This window comes from Nocardia sp. 852002-51101_SCH5132738, from assembly GCF_001665695.1.
Taxonomy (GTDB): Bacteria; Actinomycetota; Actinomycetes; order Mycobacteriales; family Mycobacteriaceae; genus Nocardia; species Nocardia nova.
The window spans coordinates 84,466-101,601 of sequence record NZ_LZML01000201.1 but is presented as its reverse complement, the minus strand read 5'-3'; the positions used below and the strand labels follow the sequence as shown (position 1 = coordinate 101,601).

The window sequence follows — 17,136 nt, the reverse complement described above, 5'->3', positions numbered from 1 at the left end:
TCGCGGGAAAGTAACGCCCGCCGCGGCCGGAATCGATGGACAAGGGTGGCCTGCGTGCAGGCGCATGCGGCGACGACAGGCAGGATGAGATAGGTGGTACGGGTGGTCAGCGGACAGTACGCGCTGGAAGTGACGGCATGACGCGCCCCGCTCGGGTCCGGCCGACACGCACCCGCCGGCCACGCGTCACCACCCTGCCCCAGCTCATGGCCACCGCGGTCGAGGCGGATCCGACCGGTACGGCCCTGGTGTTCGCCGATGCCACCACCACGCTGGCCGAACTCAGCTACGCCGAGCTCGACGAGCGTTCGACCCGGCTGGCCCGGCTGCTCATCGCTCGCGGCATCGGCCCGGAGGATCTGGTCGCCGTCGGTATTCCCCGGTCGGTGGAATCGGTGGTCGCGGTGTGGGCGGTGGCCAAGACCGGCGCCGGATTCGTGCCGGTGGATCCGAACTATCCGGCCGATCGCGTCGCGCACATGGTCTCCGACTCCGGTGCGAAACTGGGTCTCACGGTGTCGCCGGTGCGGGAGGACCTGCCCGATTCGGTGGAGTGGCTGACCGTCGACACCGCTGATTTCGCCGCGCGGCTCGAGGAGTTCTCCGGCGACCCGGTCACCTATGCCGATCGGTTGCGGCCGTTGCGGGCCGAACATCCGGCCTACGTGATCTACACGTCCGGCTCGACCGGCAAGCCGAAGGGTGTCGTGGTCACCCAGGCCGGGCTGTCGAGTTTCTGTGACGAACAGCGCGAGCGGTACCGGGTCGGAAACGACTCGCGCACCCTGCATTTCGCATCGCCCTCGTTCGACGCCTCGGTGCTGGAACTGCTGCTGGCCATCGGCGGTGCGGCGGCCATGGTGGTGGCCTCGCCGTCGGTACTCGGCGGCGACGAGCTGGCGAATCTGCTGCGGCGCGAACGGGTCACCCACGCCTTCGTCACCCCCGCCGCCCTGGCTTCGGTGGATCCGGCCGGACTGGACGACCTGCGCGTCGTGGTCGCCGGTGGTGAGGCCTGCCCGCCGGAACTGGTGCGGCGCTGGGCGATCGCGATCGAGGGCGGCACCCGCGAGTTCTACAACGGGTACGGCCCGACCGAGACCACGATCATGACCAACATCAGCGCGCCGCTGGTGCCGGGGGAGACGGTCACCATCGGCGCGCCGGTGCGCAACATCACCGAATACGTGCTCGACGAACAGCTGGCGCGGGTGCCGCGCGGCGCGGTCGGCGAGTTGTACATCACCGGGGCGCAATTGGCGCGCGGCTACCACCTGCGCCCCGGCCTGACAGCGGCGCGCTTCGTCGCCAATCCCTTCGACGCCAACGGTTCGCGGCTGTACCGCACCGGTGACCTGGTGCGCTGGACGGCCGCCGGTGAACTGGAGTATCTGGGCCGCAACGACTTCCAGGTCAAGATCCGTGGCTTCCGGATCGAGCTCGGCGAGATCGACGCGGTACTGGCCGCCCACGATTCGGTCGACTTCGCCGTCACCGTCGGCCACACCCTGCACAGCGGCGCCACGATTCTCGTCTCGTACGTGCACGCCGCCGAAGGTGCGAAGGTCGACACCGACGAGCTGAGCGAGCATGCGGGACACAGTCTTCCGGCCCACATGGTGCCGACGACGATCATGGTCCTGGACGCGATTCCGCTGACCCCGGTCGGCAAACTGGACCGCGCGGCGCTGCCGGAACCGGTCCTGGCCGCCCGCGAATTCCGCGCGCCCTCGGGTGCGCTCGAGGAGATGGTGGCGGCCGTCTTCAGCGATCTGCTCGACCCGCCCGGACCGGTCGGCGCCGACGACGACTTCTTCGAACTGGGCGGAAACTCGCTGATCGCCACTCAGGTCGCGGGCCGCCTCGGCGCCCAGATCTCGGCGCGGGTACCGGCCCGGCTGCTGTTCGAGGCGGCCACGGTCGCCGAATTGGCACAGCGGCTGGAACCGCTGAAGGGTGCGGGCGGGCGCCTGGCGCTGGCGCCGATGCCGCGTCCGGAACGCATTCCGCTCTCGCTGGCCCAGCAGCGGATGTGGTTCCTCAACCAGTTCGATCCGGAATCAGCGGCCAACAACATTCCGTTCGCGATCCGGCTCACCGGCGCGCTGAACGTGGAGGCGTTGCAGGCGGCCGTCGCCGATGTCGTCGAACGCCACGAAACCCTGCGCACCGTCTACCCGTCCGCGGACGGCGCCGGACACCAGGTGATTCTGCCCGCGTCGCAATCGGTTCCGGATCTGGCGCCGAAGCCGGTGACCGAGGACGAACTGCCGCAGTGGCTGGCCGGCTATCTGCTCGCCGGATTCGATGTGGCCGCCGAGGTGCCGCTGCGCATCGCGGTGGCCGAACTGGCGCCCGAGGATCATGTCGTGGCGGTCGTGGTCCACCACATCGCTGCCGACGGCGCCTCGGTGGCGCCGTTCATGCGCGATCTGCTGGCCGCCTTCCTCGCCCGGCGCAACCGCGCCCGGCCGAGCTGGCAGCCGCTGCCGGTGCAGTACGCCGACTACGCGCTGTGGCAGCGGGCGCTGCTCGGCGACGAACACGATCCCGACTCCCTTGCGGCCCAGCAGATCGACTACTGGCGCACCACCCTGGCCGGCATCCCGGACCGGCTGGATCTGCCCGCGGATCGGCCGCGCCCGCAGATCGCCTCGGGGCGCGGCGCGGAATACACCTTCGACATCGCGCCCGAGCTGCACGCCCGGCTCGAGGAACTCGCCCAGCGCACCGGCACCTCGCTGTTCATGGTGGTGCATGCGGCGTTCGCGATCCTGCTGGCCCGCTCCAGCGGCACCGACGACATCACCATCGGCACCCCGGTGGCCGGGCGCGGTGAGGCCGAACTCGACGCGCTGGTCGGCATGTTCGTCAACACCCTGGTGCTGCGCACCCGCATCGACGCCGCGACGACGGTCGAGCAACTGCTGGCGGCGGTGAAGGACACCGATCTGGGCGCCTTCTCGCACGCCGAGCTGCCGTTCGAGCGCCTGGTCGAGGTGCTCGACCCGGTGCGGTCGCAGGCGCATCACCCGCTGTTCCAGGCCGCGCTGTTCTTCCAGAACATGCAGAAGCCGCAGCTGCGGCTGCCCGGACTGGTCGCCGAAACGGTCGAATTCGACGGTGCGGTGGCGAAATTCGATCTGCAGCTCACCGCCGTACCGCGAACGGACGCCGGTGCCCCGGCCGGCGTATCGGCCATGTTCACCTACGCGCTGGATCTGTTCGACGAGCCGACCGTCGCCACCTACGCCGACCGGCTGGTGCGGGTGCTGGAGGGCATCGTCGCCGATCCGGCGGCCGCCGTGGGCGATATCGAGCTGCTCGATCCGGCCGAGCGCCTGCGCATCCTGCAGGACTGGAACGACACCGCCCACCGGGTCGAACCGGAGCTGCTGCTCGACGGCTACCGGCGCACGGCGCTGCGCAATCCGGATGCGGTGGCGGTCACCTACGAGGGTGCGCAGCTGACCTACGCCGAATTCGACGCGCAGGTCAATCAGCTGGCGCGCCTGCTGATTTCGCGCGGTGTCGGCCCGGATGCCCTGGTCGGCCTGGCGATCCGCCGATCGCTGGATCTGGTGGTCGGCATGTACGCGATCGTGGCAGCCGGTGGTGCGTACGTGCCGCTGGACCCCGATCATCCGGCGGACCGCATCGCGCACATCCTCGATACCGCACAACCCGTCTGCGTCGTGACCACCGTCGCCGATACCGTCGCGGTGCCCGCGCGGATTCCGGTGCTGCGGCTGGACACCATGGATCTCGGCGGCTTCGATCCGAGCCCGATCCGGCCCGGCGAACTGCTCGCGCCGGTGCGGCCGGACCATCCGGCCTACGTCATCTTCACCTCCGGCTCCACCGGCCGGCCCAAGGGCGTCGCGGTCTCGCATGCCGCGATCAACAACCAGATCGAGTGGATGCTGGCCGCCTACCCGCTGGGCAGCGGCGACGTCTATCTGCAGAAGACGGCGACCACCTTCGACGTCTCGCTGTGGGGCTATTTCATGCCGCTGCGGGCGGGTGCCGAGCTGGTCGTGGCCACCCACGACGGCCATCGCGATCCGCTGTACGTCGCGGAAACCATTGCTGCGCACGGGGTTACGGTCACCGACTTCGTCCCGTCGATGCTCACCGTCTTCGCCGCGCACATCGCGGCGGGCAGCTGCCCGAGCCTGCAGGACATCTTCGTGATCGGCGAGGCGCTGCCGCCGGAGACCGCCGATGCCGTGCACGCGGTGTGCGATGCGCGCATCCACAACCTGTACGGGCCCACCGAGGCCGCGGTGTCGGTCACGTATTGGCCTGTCGGTGAGGACGACCGGCCGACCGTGCCGATCGGCCTGCCGCAGTGGAACACTCGCGTCTACGTGCTCGACGGCCGCCTGCGTCCGGTGCCGGTGGGCGTGCCCGGTGAGCTGTATCTCGCGGGTGACCAGCTGGCCCGCGGCTATGTGCGCCGCCCCGACCTGACCGCGGACCGGTTCGTGGCCAACCCGTTCGGCCACGGCGAGCGGATGTACCGCACCGGCGATCTGGTGCTGTGGCGTGACGCCGACGAGACCCGGCCCGCGCGGCTCGACTACATCGGCCGCACCGACTTCCAGGTGAAGTTCCGCGGCCAGCGCATCGAGCTGGGCGAGATCGAGACCGCACTGCTGGCGCTGCCGGGCGTGAGCCAGGCGGTCGCGCTGGTGATGGGCTCGGCACTGGGCGATCAGCTGGTCGCCTATGTCGTCGCCCAGCCGCGCACCACCCTCGATCCCGAGCGCCTGCGCAACGGCGTGAAGGATTCGCTTCCGGCCTATATGGTCCCGGCGGTCGTCGTGGTTCTCGACGCCTTCCCGCTCAATCCGAGCGGCAAACTCGACCGCAAGGCGCTGCCCGAACCCACTTTCAGCAGCCGCGAATTCCGGGCGCCGAGTACTCCGGTGGAGGAGATCGTCGCCGAGGTCTTCGGCTCCGTGCTCGGCCTGGAACGGGTCGGCGCCGACGACGACTTCTTCGCCCTCGGCGGCAATTCGCTGATCGCCACGCAGGTGGTGGCCCGGCTCGGTGCGGCGGTCGGCGGCCGCGTGCCGGTGCGGTCGCTGTTCGAGACGCCCACGGTGGCCGGACTGGCCGCCACCCTCGATTCCCAGACCCACATCCGGCGCGGCGTGGAACTGGGCTCGATCGAGCGTCCGGAACAGCTGCCGCTCTCGCTCGCGCAGCAGCGCATGTGGTTCCTCAACCGCTTCGACCAGGCCGAAACCGCCGAGGAGGCGGTGCATTCCGGTTCGGCCGCCTACAACCTGCCCTTCGCGCTGCGGCTGACCGGCAGCCTGGATGTGGAGGCGCTGGGCGCGGCCCTCGACGATGTGGTCGCGCGGCACGAGGTGTTGCGCACGGTCTACCCGGAGACTCCCGAGGGTCCCGTCCAGGTGATCCTGCCGGCCGACACCCGGCTGGGCCTGCGGCCGGAACGCACCGCCGCCGCCGCGGTCGCCGATGCGGTATATGCCCTGGCCGCAACGCCTTTCGATGTCACCTCCGAGGTTCCGCTGCGGGTGCGGCTACTGGAGATCTCCGACCTCGCCCCCGGTTCGCGACGCGAATACGTACTCGCCGTGGTGGTGCACCATATCGCCGCCGACGCGTCCTCGATGGGCCCGCTGGTGCGCGACGTGATGACCGCCTACGCCGCCCGCACCTGCGGCGCCGCGCCGGACTGGGCGTCGCTGCGCGTGCAGTACGCCGATTACGCGCTGTGGCAGCGTGCCGTCCTGGGCTCGGAGTCGCAGTCGGATTCCATTGCCGCCCAGCAGATTTCGTACTGGCAGCGCGAGCTGGCCGGCCTGCCGGACGTGCTCGAGTTGCCCACCGATCGCCCACGTCCGCCGGTGGCGACGCTGGCCGGTGCGCGCGTGGACGTGCGGATCGCGCCCGAGGTGCACGCGGGCCTGGTCGAGCTGGCCCGCGCCCACGGCGCCACGCTGTTCATGGTCGTGCATTCGGCGTTCGCGCTGCTGCTGGCCCGGTTGTCGGGCGGCGACGACATCGCCGTCGGCAGTCCGGTCGCCGGTCGCGGTGAGGCCGAACTCGACGATCTGATCGGCATGTTCGTCAACACCGTCGTCTTCCGGACCCGTGTCGAGCGCGGCGAGCCGTTCACCGAGCTGCTGGCCCGCCAGCGCGAAACCGATCTGCAGGCCTTCGCCCACGCCGACATTCCGTTCGAGCGGCTGGTCGAGGTGCTGAACCCGCCGCGTTCCACCGCGCACCACCCGCTGTTCCAGGTGGGCCTGTCGTTCCAGAACCTGGCGCGCACCGAACTGGAACTGCCCGGATTGAGCGTCGCCGGTGTGGACGCCGATCTGGACGTCTCCCAGTTCGACCTGCATCTGATCGTGGCCGATGCGTACGACGCGGACGGAAATCCGGACGGCATCGGTGGTTTCCTCACCTACGCCACGGATCTGTTCGACGCCGCGACCGCCGAATCGATCGTCGAGCGGCTGTCGCTGCTGCTCGCCGGGGTGGTCGCCGAGGCCACCACTGCGGTCGGCGATCTCGACATCCTGACCTCGGCCGAGCGGGCCGAGCTGGAGCGTGCCGCGACCGGCGCGTCGCATCCGGTCGCTGCCGCGACGCTGCCGGAACTGCTGGCGGCGACGATCGCCGCACGGCCGAACGGGGTGGCCCTGACGGCCGATGCCGACGAGCAGTTCGGCGGTACGCCCGCCGAGCTCACCTACGGCGAACTCGGCGAGCGCGTCCAACGCCTGGCCCGGCATCTGATCTCGCTCGGCGTCGGCCCCGAATCTCGGGTCGCGCTGGCCCTGCGGCGCGGCGTCGATCTGGTGGTCGCGATGTACGCCGTCTCGGTGGCCGGTGGCGCGTACGTGCCGCTCGATCCGGATCAGCCCGCCGAACGCGTCGGCTACATCCTCGATTCCGCCGACCCGGTGTGCGTGCTGACCTCCTCGGATATTCCGAACCTGCCCGGACGTACCGCACCCTCGGCAGCCGCCGCGGCGACCCGGGATTGGCGCGGTCGCTCGCAGTCCATGCCCGCGCTGGCCGATTCCGGCCGGTCCGCGGCGCGCGAGGACGTGGTGCGCCTCGACGAGCTGGATCTGTCGGGCCTGTCGGCGCGGCCGGTCACCGACGCCGACCGGATCGCACCGCTGCTGCCGCAGCACACGGCCTACGTGATCTTCACCTCCGGTTCGACCGGCCGCCCCAAGGGCGTCGCGGTGCCGCACGGCGCGATCGTCAACCAATTGGTGTGGAAGACGGCCGAATTCGATCTCCGCGCCGACGACGCGGTACTACTGAAGACCGCCGCGACCTTCGACCTGTCGGTCTGGGAGTTCTGGTCCGCGGCGGTGTCGGGCGGACGGCTGGTGATCGCCGCGCCCGACGGACATCGCGATCCGGCCTACCTGAACGATCTGATCCGGCGCACCGGCGTCACCACGCTGCATGTGGTGCCGTCGATGCTGGACGCCCTGCTCACCGAGGCCCGGACGAATACCGCACCCGAGGCGACGAGCCCGCTGCGGCGAGTCCTCGCCATCGGTGAGGCGCTGCCCGCGGCGCTGGCGCAGCGGTTCGCCGCCGCCCATCCCGAGGTCGAGCTCTACAACCTGTACGGTCCGACCGAGGCCGCGGTCTCGATCACCGCGCACCGCGTCGGCGCGGCCGACGAACTGTCGGTGCCGATCGGCGCACCCGAGTGGAACAGCAGTGTCTACGTGCTGGATTCGCGCCTGCACCCGGTGCCGGTGGGCGTCTCCGGTGAGCTGTATCTGGCCGGTGCGCAGCTGGCGCGCGGCTACTTCGGGCGGGCGGATCTGACCGCGGATCGCTTCGTGGCCGACCCGTTCGGCAGCGGTTCGCGCATGTACCGCACCGGCGACCTGGTGGCCTGGACGGCGAACGGTGAGCTGGAATATCGCGGCCGCACCGACTTCCAGGTCAAGGTGCGCGGTTTCCGCATCGAACTGGGGGAGATCGAGGCGGCGCTGCTGCGTCTGCCGCAGCTCGCCCAGGCGGTCGTGGTGGCGAAGTCCGACCCGCGCACCGGCGATCGGCTCGTCGCGTATCTGGTCTCCGCGGACCGGGAACTCGATGTGGCACAGGTGAAGTCGGCACTCGCCTCGGCGCTGCCGAACTACATGGTGCCCGCGGCCTTCGTGGTCCTCGACGCGCTGCCGCTCACCGTGAACGGCAAACTCGACCGCAAGGCCCTGCCGGAGCCGGAATTCGAGACCACCGCCTTCCGTGCGCCCTCGACTCCGGTGGAGGAGATCGTGGCCGGCACCTTCGCCGAGGTGCTGGGGATCGACCGGGTCGGCCTGGACGACGACTTCTTCGCCCTCGGCGGTAACTCGCTGCTGGCCACTCAGGTGGCCGCGCGGATCGGCGCCGCGCTCGAGGTGCGCGTGCCGGTGCGCGCGCTGTTCGAGGCGGCGACCGTGGGTGCACTGGCCGCCCGGGTGGAGCGCACCGGAACCGAACGGCCGCGGCTGCCGCTGGTCGCCGGTCCGCGTCCGGACGCCGTTCCGCTTTCCTACGCCCAGCAGCGGATGTGGTTCCTCAACCAATTCGACACCGCCGCAACGGTGTACAACATCCCGGTCGCCATCCGGCTGTCCGGTGCGCTGGATGTGGCCGCGCTGCGGCAGGCCGTCGCGGATCTGGTGGCCCGGCACGAGGTGCTGCGGACCATCTATCCGGAATCCGAGTCCGGCGGCGCGGTGCAGCAGGTGCTGGCGCCGGGCGCGGTGAGCATCGACCTGGAGCCGGTGCAGATCGGTGAGGAGCGGGTGGCCCACGAGGTGGGGCGTCAGGTCGCGAGCGGATTCGACGTGACCACCGAGATCCCGTTCCGGATCCGGTTGTTCCAGCTCTCGGCGAGCGAGTTCGTCCTCGTCTTCGTCGCCCACCACATCGCGGCCGACGGCTGGTCGATGGGCCCGCTGACCCGGGATCTGATGACCGCCTACGTGGCCCGGGCCGCCGGACAGGCGCCCTCGTGGGCGCCGCTGCCGATCCAGTACGCCGACTACGCGCTGTGGCAGCGCGCCGCACTGGGCGCCGAGGACAATCCGGAATCCCTGGTCAGCGCCCAATTGTCTTACTGGACACAGGAACTGGCCGACCTGCCGGACGAGCTGCGGTTGCCCGCGGACCGGCCGCGGCCCGCGGTGCAGAGCTTCGCCGGCGCCAAGGTCGACTTCGCCGTCGATTCGCAGGTGCACGCCGGCCTCACCGCACTGGCGCAGCGGCACAATTCCACGGTGTTCATGGTGGTGCACACCGCCCTGGCCGTCTTCCTGGCCCGCATGTCGGGTACCGAGGACATCGCCATCGGTGCGCCGATCGCGGGCCGCGGTGAAGCCGAACTCAACGATCTGATCGGCATGTTCGTCAACACACTGGTACTGCGCAGCCGGGTGGCGCCGGGCCGCAGTTTCGCCGAACTGCTGGCCGACAACCGGGAAACCGATCTGCGCGCCTTCGCCCACGCCGACGTGCCGTTCGAGCGGCTGGTCGAGGCGCTGGACCCGGAGCGCTCCACCGCCCGGCATCCGCTGTTCCAGGTGGCGCTGTCGTTCGAGAATCTGGCCGCAACCAGTTTCGAACTGCCGGGCCTGAGCTTCACCGCCCTGGATCCGGCCGCCGACACCGCGAAATTCGATCTGCTGCTGACGCTGCGCGAACAGCGCACCGGAGCCGGCGGCGAAGCCGGCATCTTCGGCGAGTTCACCTATGCCACCGATCTTTTCGACCGGGACACGGTCGTCGACTTCGGCCGGCGGCTGGGCCGGATCCTCGCCGCGGTCGCGCGCGACGCCGATATCGCGGTCGGCGATCTCGACATCCTGGTCGGATCCGAAACCGAGGATCTCGCCGCTCGCACCGGACTGCCCGCGGTGGCGCCCGCCACGCTGCCGGATCTGATGGCGGCCGCGGTCGCGGCGAATCCGGACGGTCCCGCGGTCGTCGTGGGCGGGCGCGCGTTCACCTATGCCCAGCTGGATCTGGCCTCGACCAAACTGGCCCGCCGGCTCATCGAACTGGGCGCCGGGCCGGACAAGCATGTGGCGGTGGCCATTCCGCGCTCGCTCGAGGGTGTGGTGGCGCTGTGGTCGGTCGCCAAGTCGGGTGCGGCGTTCGTGCCGATCGACCCGACCTATCCGTACGACCGCATCGCGCACATGGTCGCCGACTGCCGCGCCGACCTCGGAGTCACCGTGCGGGCCGAGGTCGCGGACCTGCCGGATACCGCCGGCGGCTGGATCGTGCTCGACGATCCCAACTTCGCCTACGAGGTCGATTCCCTGTCCGGCGCACCGGTTTCCGATGCCGAACGCCTGGTCCCGCTGCGCCCGGACAACACCGCCTATCTCATCTACACCTCGGGTTCCACCGGTCTGCCCAAGGGCGTCGTGGTCACCCATGCGGGTCTGGCGAACTTCAGCGCCGAACAGCGGGAGCGTTACCGGCTGGATCACGATTCGCGGGCGCTGGCGTTCGCCTCGCCGTCCTTCGACGCCTCGATGCTGGAGTTGCTGCTGGCCATCGGCGCGTGCGGGGCGCTGGTGATCGTGCCGCCACGCACCTTCGGCGGTGAGGAACTGGCCGAGGTGATCCGCGGTCAGCGGGTCACGCACGCCTTCCTCACTCCGTCGGTCCTGGCCTCGCTGGATTCGGATGCGCTGGCCTCGATGCAGGCCATCGTCGCCGGCGGTGAGGCCGTGCCGGCCGATCTGGTCGCGAAATGGGGTGGCGCGCCGGATGGTTCGGGCCGCCGGTTCCACAACGGGTACGGGCCCACCGAGACCACGATCATGACCAACATCAGCGATCCGCTCTCGCCCGGTGACGTGGTGACCATCGGCGGGCCGATCCGCGGCATGCGGGCGCTGATCCTCGACTCGCGGCTGCGGCTGGTGCCCGAAGGCGTCGCCGGCGAACTGTATCTGGGCGGCATCCAGCTGGCCCGCGGCTACCACGACCGGCCCGGCCTCACCGCCGCCCGGTTCGTCGCCGATCCGTACGGCCCGCCCGGGCAGCGGCTCTACCGCACCGGTGACGTGGTGCGCTGGCGTCGCGGCGAGCCGGTGGTGGAATATGTGGGCCGCAACGACTTCCAGGTCAAGATCCGCGGCCTGCGCATCGAACTGGGCGAGATCGACAGTGCGCTGATCGATCAGCCCGGTGTCGATTTCGCGGTCACCGTGGGGCATCGCACCGCCACGGGCACGACGATTCTCGTCTCCTATGTGCGTTCGGCCGCCGGTCTGCCGCTGGATACCGAGACGCTGACCGCCGAACTCGCCGCGCGGCTGCCGGAGTACATGGTTCCGACCGCGATCGTGGTCCTGGACGAGATTCCGCTGACCCCGGTCGGCAAACTCGATCGCAAGGCCCTGCCGGAACCGGTCCTGGAGGCCAAGCGCTATCGCGCACCGCAGACCGCCACCGAACAGGTGGTCGCCGAGGTGATCGGTGAGATACTGGGCGTCGATCGCGTCGGCGTGGACGACGACTTCTTCGCCCTCGGTGGCGACAGCATCGTCTCCATCCAGGTCGTGTCCCGGGCGCGGGCGCGCGGTGTGCACTTCACCCCGCGCGACGTGTTCACCGCGCGCACGGTCGAGGCGCTGGCCCGCGCGGCCACCGTCGAGGCGCCGGCCGCCGCCGAGCAGTCCGGGCCGATGCCGTTGCCGCCGGCCGCGATTCGCGCGCTGGAACTCGACCCCTCGGGTCGCGAACTCCGGGCGATCGCCCTCGATATTCCGGCCGACTGCGATCCCGAGCGGATCCGTGCGGCGGTGACCGGCGTACTCGACCGGCATGCCGTCCTGTCGGCTCGCCTGGATGTCGAGGCCGGCGCCCTGGTGATTCCGGAAACTCCCGTCCCGGCGATCCTGCGGCAGTTCGCGCCGGGCCCCGACGCCGTCGACCTGGCGGTGCGATCGCTGGCACAGGAGCTCGATCCGGCCGACGGGCGCACCATCGCCTTCGCGCTGATCGCGCCCTCCGACCCGGGGGAATCCGCGGGCGCCGCAACGAGTCTGGTCGTGGCCGCCAACGGTCTGGTGGTGGACGACACTTCGTGGCGCATCGTCGTCGACGAACTGTCGGAGTCGTGGGCGGGCGGACATTCCGCGCCCGCGGCCGTCGATGCCGGTCCGCTGGGCGTGGGTCGCGCGCTCGCGGCCAGTGCCGTCGCGGCCGAGACCGTGGCGCAGCTCGACTGGTGGCAGCGTCATCTCGCCGCCGCACCCGCCGACGCTCCGGTCGAGGGCATCGATCTGGCGGCGCGCGGCCGTGTCTCGCTGGTCATCACCGCCGAGGGCGCGGCCGCCGTCGACGCGGTCGCGCACGCCTATCACGCCACCATCGAGGATGTGCTGCTCACCGCGTTCGCGCTGGCGCAGGAGCGGGGCGCCCGTGCCGATGCCGGTGATCTGATCGGCACCGTGGTGCGGCTGGCGGCCGACGGCCGTGCGGTCGCCGGCGCCGAATCCGCCGGTACGGTCGGTGGTTTCACCTCCACCTATCCGCTGCTGGTCGGCCTCACCGATATCGATGTCGAGCAGGCGCTGCTCGGTAACCGCGCCGCGGGCGACGCCATCGCGCAGATCAAGGAACTGCGGCGCGGGGTGCCCGATTCGGGTGTCGGCTACGGTCTGCTGCGGTATCTCAACCCCGACACCGCGTCCGCGCTGGCCGCGGCACCGCAGGGCCGCACCGCGTTCCGCTACCGCGATCTGCGTCCGGCCCGGCCGTATCCGCACCTGCCCGCGGCCGACCTGCTGCTCGACATCACCGTCGACGCCACCGAGGACGGACTGCTCGCGCGATTCGATTACGCGGCAGCCGTTTTCACCGTCGACCAGGTGAAGGAGTTCGCCGGACTGTGGGTGCGTGCGCTGGGCGGCCTCGCCGAGCACGGAACCCACGCCGACGCCGGCGGTTTCACCGTGTCCGACTTCGAACTGGTCCGCCTGGAAACCGCCGATATCGCGAAGTTGTCGCAGGACTACCCGGATCTGGCCGATGTCTGGCCGGTGACGCCGCTGCAGTCGGGCATGCTGTTCCACGCCCTGCTGGCCGACACCTCGACCGACGTCTACATCACCCAGTTCACCCTGGATCTGGGCGGTGCCGTGGACGAGCGGAGGCTGCGCGCGGCCGCACAGGCCGTGCTGGACCGGCACGACAACCTACGGGTCGCCTTCGCCGCCGATGCCGCCGGGAATCCGGTGCAGGTGGTGCTCGATCACGTCGACGTCCCCTGGCGCAGTATCGATCTCACCGATCTGGCACCCGAGGCCGCCGAGGCCGAAGCGGTCCGGATGTGTGAACTCGACTACGGCCGGCGGTTCGCGATGGACCGGGCGCCGCTGCTGCGGTTCACCCTGTTCCGGCTCGGCGCCGACGCCTACCGGCTGCTCGTCACCAGCCACCACATCCTCATCGACGGCTGGTCGACGCCGCTGCTCATGCAGGATCTGCTCACGCTGTACGCGGTGGGCGCGCGGTCGCGGCAGCTGCCGCCGGCCGGATCCTACGGTGACTATCTGCGCTGGCTGATCGCGCAGGATGCGGCCGCCGCGCGGGCGCAATGGCAGCGGGCGCTGGACGGGATCACCGAGCCGACACCGCTGGCGCCGGTCGACCCGAGCCGGGAGATCTCCGCGGGTGTGGGCGAAATCGGCTTCGAGCTGTCGGTCGCCGACACCACCGAGCTGACCCGGCTCGCCGCCCGGCTCGGTGTCACGGTCAACACCGTGGTGCAGGCGGCGTGGGGTCTGCTCATCGGCCGCAGCATCGATCGCGACGACGTCGTCTTCGGCGCCACGGTATCCGGGCGCCCGCCCGCGCTGCCGGGTGTGGAGACGATGGTCGGATTGTTCCTCAACGCCATTCCGGTGCGGGTGCGTCTGGGCGCCACCGACACGCTGGCCGGACTGCTGAGCCAGTTGCAGGCCGAACAGGCGGCGCTGCTGGACTTCCACTACCTGGGCCTGAGCGATATCCAGCAGGCCGTCGGAGTGGAAGGGCTGTTCGATTCGCTGGTCGTGTTCGAATCCTTCCCGGTCGATCGCGACGGACTCGACCGGGTCGGCTCGATCGACGGTATGCACGTCACCGGCATCGGCGCGGTCAATGGCACGCACTATCCGGTGACGGTGATCGTGGTGCTGGACAACCAGCTCCGGATCAGCCTGAAGTATCTGCGCGACGTCTTCGACGAAGCGGCGGCGCACGCGCTGTCGCAGCGGCTCGCGGCGCTCATCGGTCGCTTCACCGATACACCGCAGGCTCGAGTCGCCGATGTCGACGCGCTGCTGGACGGCGAGCGCGCCGCACTGGAGGCCCGCAACGCCATCGAGGTGCCGCAGCTGCGCGATCAGGCGACCCTGCTGAGCCTGTTCGACGAGCAGGTGGCCCGCACCCCGCAGGCGCCGGCGCTGCACTTCGGCGACGTGACGCTGAGCTACCGCGAGCTGGATCTGCGGTCGCGTGCCCTCGCCGCCGAACTGCTCGGCCGCGGAGTGGAACCGAATTCGCTGGTGGCCGTGGCCATGCGGCGTTCGATCGACCTGGTGGTCGGCATCTACGCGGTGCTGCGGACGGGTGCGGGTTATGTCCCCGTCGACCCGGATCACCCGGCCGAACGCAACGAGTTCGTGCTGGCCAACGCCCGTCCGGTGTGCGTGCTGACCACGGGCCGCGACGGCTTCGCCACCGACAGCGGAGTCCCGGTCGTCGATATCTCCGGATTGGACGGCGAACCGGAATCGGTTGCGGCGCTGCGATTCCCGTACGTCCATCCGGATGCGGTGGCCTATGTCATCCACACCTCCGGCTCGACCGGCCGGCCGAAGGGCGTGGTGATCACGCACCGGCAGATGACCAACCAGTTCCGGTGGGCACAGCGGACCTATCCGCACGACACCGGCGACGTCGTCCTGCACAAGACGCCGATCACCTTCGACATCTCGACGTGGGAGTTGTTCTGGCCGTTGCAGACCGGTGCGGCGATCGTGATCGCCGAGCCGGACGGCCACCGCGATCCGGCGTATCTGTCGCAGGTGATCGAACAGCGCTCGGTCAGCACCGTGCACTTCGTGCCCTCGATGCTGGACGCGTTCCTGGACCCGGCCGCGAATGCGGCGGTGACGCGCGGTTATCCGTCGCTGCGACGGGTGTTCGCCGCCGGTGAGGCGCTGTCGGGGGAGACCGCGCAGCGATTCCGCGCCACGCTCGCGGACACGGAGCTGGTGAACTGGTACGGCCCGGCCGAGGCCACCGTGGTCACGGCCTGGCCTGCCGGCGACAGCGACGGCGTCGCGGTCCCGATCGGCACACCGGTCGCCAACACCCGGGTGTACGTGCTGGACCGGCAGCTGCGGCCGGTGCCGCCGGGCTCGCCCGGTGAGCTCTACGTGGCCGGTGTGCAGCTGGCCCGCGGATATCTCGGCGCACCGGCGCTGACCGCCGAACGGTTCGTCGCCCACGAGGGCGGGCAGCGGCTCTACCGCACCGGCGATATCGTGCGCTGGCGCGAAACCGGCGCCGGCGCGGCACTGGAATACCTGGGCCGCAGCGATTTCCAGATCAAGCTGCGTGGTCAGCGCATCGAGCTCGGGGAGATCGAGGCGGTGCTGGCCGGCTTCGCGCCGGTGCGCCACGCCGTGGTGTCGCTCGTGCGCAGCTCGTCGGGTGACCGCCTGGTCGCCTACGTGGTGCCCGACGCGGGCGCGATCGACGAGGCCGAGTTGCTGGCCTACGCGCGGGAATCGTTGCCCGCGTATATGATTCCGGCGGCCGTGGTGGTACTCGACGCGCTGCCGCTCAACGCCAGCGGCAAACTCGATCGCAAGGCGCTACCGGTGCCGCAGTTCTCCGGACGCCCCTACCGGGCGCCGTCGACATCGCTGGAGGAGGCGATCGCCTCCGTCTTCGCCGAGGTGCTGGGCGCCGACCGGGTCGGCCTGGACGACGACTTCTTCGATCTGGGCGGCAATTCCTTGGTCGCGACCCGTGCGGTGAGCCGCTTGCGCGCGCTCACCGGTGTCGAGGTCCGGGTGCAGTGGTTCTTCCTCGGATCCACCGTCGCCGCACTCGCGCAGCGCATCGTCGCGGCGATGAGCGACGAGCACGACTACGACCTGGAATCGGATGCGGCACTGGGTGTGCTGCTGCCGATCCGCGCGCAGGGCGAGGGCGACACACTGTTCTGCATCCACCCGATGTACGGATTGTCCTGGTGCTACGCGGGTCTGACCCGGTATGTCGCGGACCGGCCGATTCTGGGTGTGCAGTCGCCGGCGCTGTCGGAGGACGATTACCTGCCGGAATCGTTGCAGGAGATGGCCGATCGCTATGTTGCCGAGATTCGCGCGGTGCAGCCGCACGGCCCGTACCACCTGCTCGGCTGGTCGCTGGGCGGTGTGCTGGCCCATGCCGTCGCGACCACCCTGCAGGCGGCGGGCGAGCGGGTCGGCTCGGTGAGCATGCTCGACAGCCACGCCGAGATCGACGTCGCCGATTTCCGGACCGCGATCCGAGAAGCCCTGGCGGAGATCGGGATCGGCGCGGAGGCCCTGGTCGGCAACGGCGACATCCACGACCTCAGCGAGGAGGCGGTGGCCGCCCTGCACGCCACCATCCCGCCGGATATGGCCGTGCTGACGCCGGACCGGGTACGCCGTATCTACCGCAGCGCGGTGCGCTCGGCGGAGTTGATCGCCGAACATCGGCCGGACGTATATCGTGGCCGCCTGGACTATTTCAGCGCGGCCGGCCACGAAACGGCGGCGCAGAACTGGCGGCCCTATGTCGAGGGCGAGATCGCCGATCATCCGGTCGGCGTCTCGCACGACCAGATGACCTCGCCGCCGGCGCTGGCCGAACTCGGTCCGGTGCTGGCACAGGTACTGGCGCGCGGGGGCGGTCCTCGCCCGGACGGGTCGTCTCCGGCATGATGGGGCGGCGCATACGTAACGGACCGGTCTGGTCAGACGACTAGATAGGCCGTAGGGTCGGGCGAGTTCTCGACCGTCCGGGGTGGCGCCTCGCCGGGCGCCCCACGGAAGAGCTGAAACCGAATTCGAGCAGATAGCG

Annotated in this window: 1 protein-coding gene; it reads left to right on the top strand. The window is 70.3% G+C overall.

Translation table 11 applies throughout. The features are described 5' to 3' along the window. The first annotated feature begins 35 nt into the window (after window positions 1-35). Window positions 36-16,997 (top strand): amino acid adenylation domain-containing protein, encoded by a 16,962-nt coding sequence (locus A5789_RS31250; RefSeq protein WP_369817548.1) that lies wholly within the window; start codon window positions 36-38, stop codon window positions 16,995-16,997. The last annotated feature ends 139 nt before the right edge of the window (window positions 16,998-17,136 follow it).

Bases quoted from the DNA above. Each gene is read 5' to 3' on its own strand.
- A5789_RS31250 (WP_369817548.1), top strand. From the start codon at position 36: ATGGACAAGGGTGGCCTGCGTGCAGGCGCATGCGGCGACGACAGGCAG.